The following is a 2,130-nucleotide window of genomic DNA, read 5'->3' on the forward strand; positions in this document are numbered from 1 at the left end:
CGCGTGATGCAGGGTGAATACCTGCGCGTGGAGAAGCTTGAAGCCGAAGTGGACAGCACCGTCGAGTTCGACCAGGTCCTGCTGGTCGGTGAAGGCGAGGACGTGACCGTCGGTGCGCCGACGATCGATGGCGCCAAGGTCAGCGCGAAGATTCTTTCGCACGGCCGCGGCAAGAAAGTGCGCATCATCAAGTTCCGCCGCCGCAAGCACCACATGAAGCAGCAGGGTCACCGCCAGCACTACACCGAAATCGAGATCACCGGCATCGCCGGCGGTTCGAAGTAACAGGAGTCCTACACCATGGCACATAAAAAGGCAGGCGGTTCAACCCGCAACGGTCGCGATTCAAACCCGAAATACCTGGGCGTCAAGATCTATGGCGGACAGGCGGTCGAGGCCGGCAACATCATCGTGCGTCAGCGCGGCACCCGTTTCCATGCCGGCACCGGCGTGGGTCTGGGGCGCGATCACACGTTGTTCGCGCTGGTCGACGGCAAGGTCGAATTCAAGACCCGCGGCGAGAACAGCCGCAAGTTCGTGAGCGTCGTCCAGGGCTGATTGCCCCCGCTACGCCCGCGTTTGGACAGAGCCCCGCCACGTGCGGGGCTTTTCGTTGCGCCACGATGCAGGTCGGCAGCTTGGCGCGCGGGGATTCGCGATATCCTTCACGCAGGGCCCGCCACGCGCATCCCGCTCCGTTCACCCACTCCCGTCCACCGGCTCAAGCATGAAATTCGTCGACGAAGTACAGATCAGGGTCAAGGCCGGCAACGGAGGCAACGGCTGCGTCAGCTTCCGGCGCGAGAAGTACATCCCGTTCGGCGGCCCGGATGGCGGTGACGGTGGCCGCGGCGGTTCGGTCTGGCTGGAGGCCGACGAAGGCCTCAACACACTGATCGACTTTCGCCACCAGCGCGTGTTCAAGGCGCCGCGTGGACAGGACGGCATGGGCAGCCAGATGTACGGCAAGGGCGGCGAGGACATGCTGGTGCGCGTGCCGATCGGTACCGTGGTCAGCAACGTCGATACCGACGAGACCATCGGTGACCTGACCACGCACGGTCAGCGCCTGCTGGTGGCCCAGGGCGGCAAGGGTGGCCTGGGCAACATGCATTTCAAGAGCTCGACCAACCGCGCGCCGCGCCAGTCCACGGACGGCACTCCGGGCGACGAGCGCGAGCTGAAGATGGAGCTCAAGCTGCTGGCCGACGTCGGCTTGCTGGGCTTTCCCAACGCCGGCAAGTCGACCTTCATCCGCGCGGTATCGGCAGCCACGCCGCGCGTGGCCGGCTACCCCTTCACCACGCTGCATCCGGGCCTTGGCGTGGTGCGCGTGGAGGCCGACCGCAGCTTCGTGGTGGCCGACATTCCCGGGTTGATCGAGGGCGCCGCCGATGGTGCCGGACTGGGCATCCAGTTCCTGCGCCACGTGTCGCGCACGCGCCTGCTGCTGCAGATTGTCGATATCCTGCCGATGGACGGCAGCGATCCCGTTGCGCAGGTGCGGGCGATCGAGAGCGAGCTGGAGCAGTTCGATCCCGAGCTCCTGCAGCGCCCACGCTGGCTGGTCCTGAACAAGACCGACCTGATGGCCGACGAGGTCGAGCGCCGGGCACTGGCCGAGGACATCGTCGCGCGGCTGGAGTGGACCGCCCCCTGGTTCATGATCTCGGCCGTGGCCCGGCAGGGCACCCTGGAAATCTGCCAGCGTGCCCAGCAGTTTTTCGATGCACAGCGTGAGCACGATCACGAGCAGGCGCGCTCACGCGATGATGTGCGCATGCGCGGGGAACCGGAAGGCGACGTGCCGGAGGCGGGCGCTTGAACACGCCGGGCGCTGCCCGGACCACAAAAAAGCCGGCTTGCGCCGGCTTTTTTGCAGCAACGTCGGGTACGCGATCAGCCCAGGGCCTGGATCTTCGCGTTCAGACGGCTCTTGTGGCGGGCGGCCTTGTTCTTGTGGATCAGGCCACGCGAGGCGTACCGGTCCAGCAGCGGCGCGGCGGCCTGGAAGGCCTCCGTGGCAGCGGCCTTGTCGCTGGCGTCGATCGCCTTGACGACCTTCTTCAGCGAGGTACGCATCATGGAGCGCGCGCTGACGTTTCGCATACGCGACTGCTCGGACTGACG

At 66.1% G+C, this 2,130-nt stretch carries 4 protein-coding genes; 3 read left to right on the plus strand and 1 reads right to left on the minus strand.

Annotated features, from left to right (window positions below):
- From rplU to cgtA, 3 genes are all read left to right on the plus strand, one after another.
- Window positions 1–285 (plus strand): 50S ribosomal protein L21 (gene rplU / locus PF446_RS10495; protein ID WP_298071373.1); only part of this gene is annotated, 285 nt, incomplete at its 5' end.
- A 15-nt stretch (window positions 286–300) separates the two neighbouring features.
- On the plus strand, window positions 301–558 hold the full coding sequence (gene rpmA, locus PF446_RS10500) for a 50S ribosomal protein L27 (protein ID WP_298071374.1): 258 nt from the start codon (window positions 301–303) through the stop codon (window positions 556–558).
- Between the two features lie 169 nt (window positions 559–727).
- The gene (gene cgtA, locus PF446_RS10505; protein WP_298071375.1) at window positions 728–1,825 is read left to right on the plus strand and encodes an Obg family GTPase CgtA; all 1,098 of its coding nucleotides are present in this window, start codon (window positions 728–730) and stop codon (window positions 1,823–1,825) included.
- Between the two features lie 74 nt (window positions 1,826–1,899).
- Here cgtA and rpsT read toward each other — a convergent pair.
- A partial coding sequence (gene rpsT / locus PF446_RS10510) for a 30S ribosomal protein S20 (protein WP_298071376.1) occupies window positions 1,900–2,130 on the minus strand: 231 nt, incomplete at its 5' end.

Source organism: Oleiagrimonas sp. (assembly GCF_027858935.1).
Taxonomy (GTDB): Bacteria; Pseudomonadota; Gammaproteobacteria; order Xanthomonadales; family Rhodanobacteraceae; genus Oleiagrimonas.